A 1,971-nucleotide genomic window follows, 5' to 3' on the forward strand; every position below is an offset into this window, starting at 1 on the left:
CGAATCTTCGCCAGGTTGGTGCGGCGCACCGGGTTGGCGAGCAACCCGTAATGGCGGATTCGATGGAAGCCGGCGGGCAGCACATGGAGCAGGAAATGAAATGAACGCGTCCCACCCGTGAATATGTGAGCGCAAGGAAGGTGGATCCTCACGGACCAATGGCATCGATGTGCCCACGTGGAAAATACGAAGTTTCCAGGCAAACCGGAGGATCCGTCGTGAAGCTTATGCCAGTTGGGATTGACCTTGCAAAGTCGGTTTTTCAGGTCCACTACGTCGATCAGGAAACCGGAGAAATCGTGAACAAGCCGATCAAGCGGGCAAAGTTTCTCGAGTACTTCGCGAACCGGGCTCCGTGCCTGATCGGGATGGAGGCGTGCGGCGGATCGCATCACTGGGCCCGGCAACTGACGAACATGGGTCACGTGGTAAAGCTGATGCCGGCGAAGTTCGTGAAGGCGTTCAACATCCGCAACAAGAACGACGCGGCGGACGCCCGGGCCATCTGGATGGCCGTGCAGCAACCCGGCAAGCCCGTCGCGGTGAAGACCGAGATACAACAGGCGATGCTGGCGCTACACCGTATGCGGCAGCAGCTGATCAAATTTCGCACGATGCAGATCAACAACCTGCGTGGACTGCTGACGGAATACGGGGAGGTCATGAGCAAGGGCCGGAACAAGCTGAACAAGGAGATACCGGTCGTGCTCGAACGGATCGCGGAGCGCCTGCCTGCCGTGCTGATCGATACGTTTCGCGAGCAGTGGAATGGACTGGCGAAGCTGGACGAACAGGTTGCCGAGATAGAGCGTCGGATGCGCGAGTGGAAGAAGGAAGACAAGGCGGTGAAGGCGGTGAGCGAAATTTGCGGCGTCGGGCTGCTGACGGCAACGGCAGCCGTCGCAATGATGGGCGATCCGAAAGCATTCAGTTCGGGGCGCGAGTTTGCCGCATGGGTTGGCATCGTGCCGAAGCAGACCGGCTCGGGTGGAAAGGTGAACCTGCACGGGATCAGCAAGAGAGGCGACGCCTATTTGCGCACACTGCTGATCCATGGTGCGCGTAGCGTAATAGAGCACGCAAAGGAGCCCGGCGAGTGGGTCGAGCAGATGATGAAGCGGCGGCCAAAGAATGTGGTGGTCGTCGCATTGGCGAACAAGATGGCGCGGACGATCTGGGCCGTGCTGGCCCATGACCGACCGTACCAGAAGGCCTACGTGAGCGTGAAGCCTGCCTGAATGGTTCACGCGAAGCAGAAGATCAACGTTTAACGCAGGGTGAACGTCGAAAGGTTGCGCAGCAATCGAGTGTGATGACAAACCAGGTAGGACCGGGACTCGCTAAACCTGAATGCGCCGTCGAGCTTCGAGCTCGCGCAGGAAATGAGGTGCGAGTCAGCGTATTTCATAGAGGCCCGCAGCAGCAATACCGGCTGTAATAAGGCCGAATATAAAGCCGCAGCCCATCCTGTCTGTCTGAACACACGAAAACTGTTGCAAACGGGACGCGTTCATATAAAGCGGCGCATGAATTCGCTGGCTTCAAGCGTCATCGCTTTATATCGCGTTCGGCCCTTCTGCCGGTAGTCTTTCCAGCGGAAGCTCACGCTGCGTCCGTCGAAGGCGAGCAGGCGCTGGTTAGAGATCGCGACGCGATGCGTGTAGCGTGAGAGATAGGCGAGCACCGCGTCAGGGCCCGCAAACGGACGCTTGGCGTACACAAACCATTCTGAGGCGCGCAGCGGTGCGAGCCACTGCGCGAAGACCGCCCGGTCGGCGAGTTGCGCGTACTGGCCGAAGAACTGGAGCCGTCCGCGCTGATGTGCATCAGTGAGTGCATCGAGGAAGCGCCTGCGAAACAAACGCGAGAGCACACGCACTGGCAGAAAGAAACCGGGCCGGCACGCGACCCAGCGATCGCCGTTTGCTGACAGGCCACCGCCAGGGACAATACCGTGCACATGCGGATGAT

General features: G+C 59.4%; 1 protein-coding gene and 2 pseudogenes. 1 reads left to right on the forward strand and 2 read right to left on the reverse strand.

The window, feature by feature from the left end; translation table 11 throughout:
• A pseudogene (locus P3T43_RS35605) lies at positions 1-95 on the reverse strand (transposase); the annotation flags it as partial.
• A 123-nt stretch (positions 96-218) separates the two neighbouring features.
• Here P3T43_RS35605 and P3T43_RS35610 point away from each other — a divergent pair.
• A complete protein-coding gene (locus P3T43_RS35610) occupies positions 219-1,238 on the forward strand; it encodes an IS110 family transposase (protein ID WP_429285661.1) in 1,020 nt (339 codons plus the stop codon).
• Between the two features lie 275 nt (positions 1,239-1,513).
• On the opposite strand, the pseudogene P3T43_RS35615 reads toward P3T43_RS35610, so the two are convergent.
• Positions 1,514-1,971 (reverse strand): annotated as a pseudogene (locus tag P3T43_RS35615) (IS91 family transposase); the annotation flags it as partial.

The organism is Paraburkholderia sp. GAS41, assembly GCF_050436545.1.
Taxonomy (GTDB): Bacteria; Pseudomonadota; Gammaproteobacteria; order Burkholderiales; family Burkholderiaceae; genus Paraburkholderia.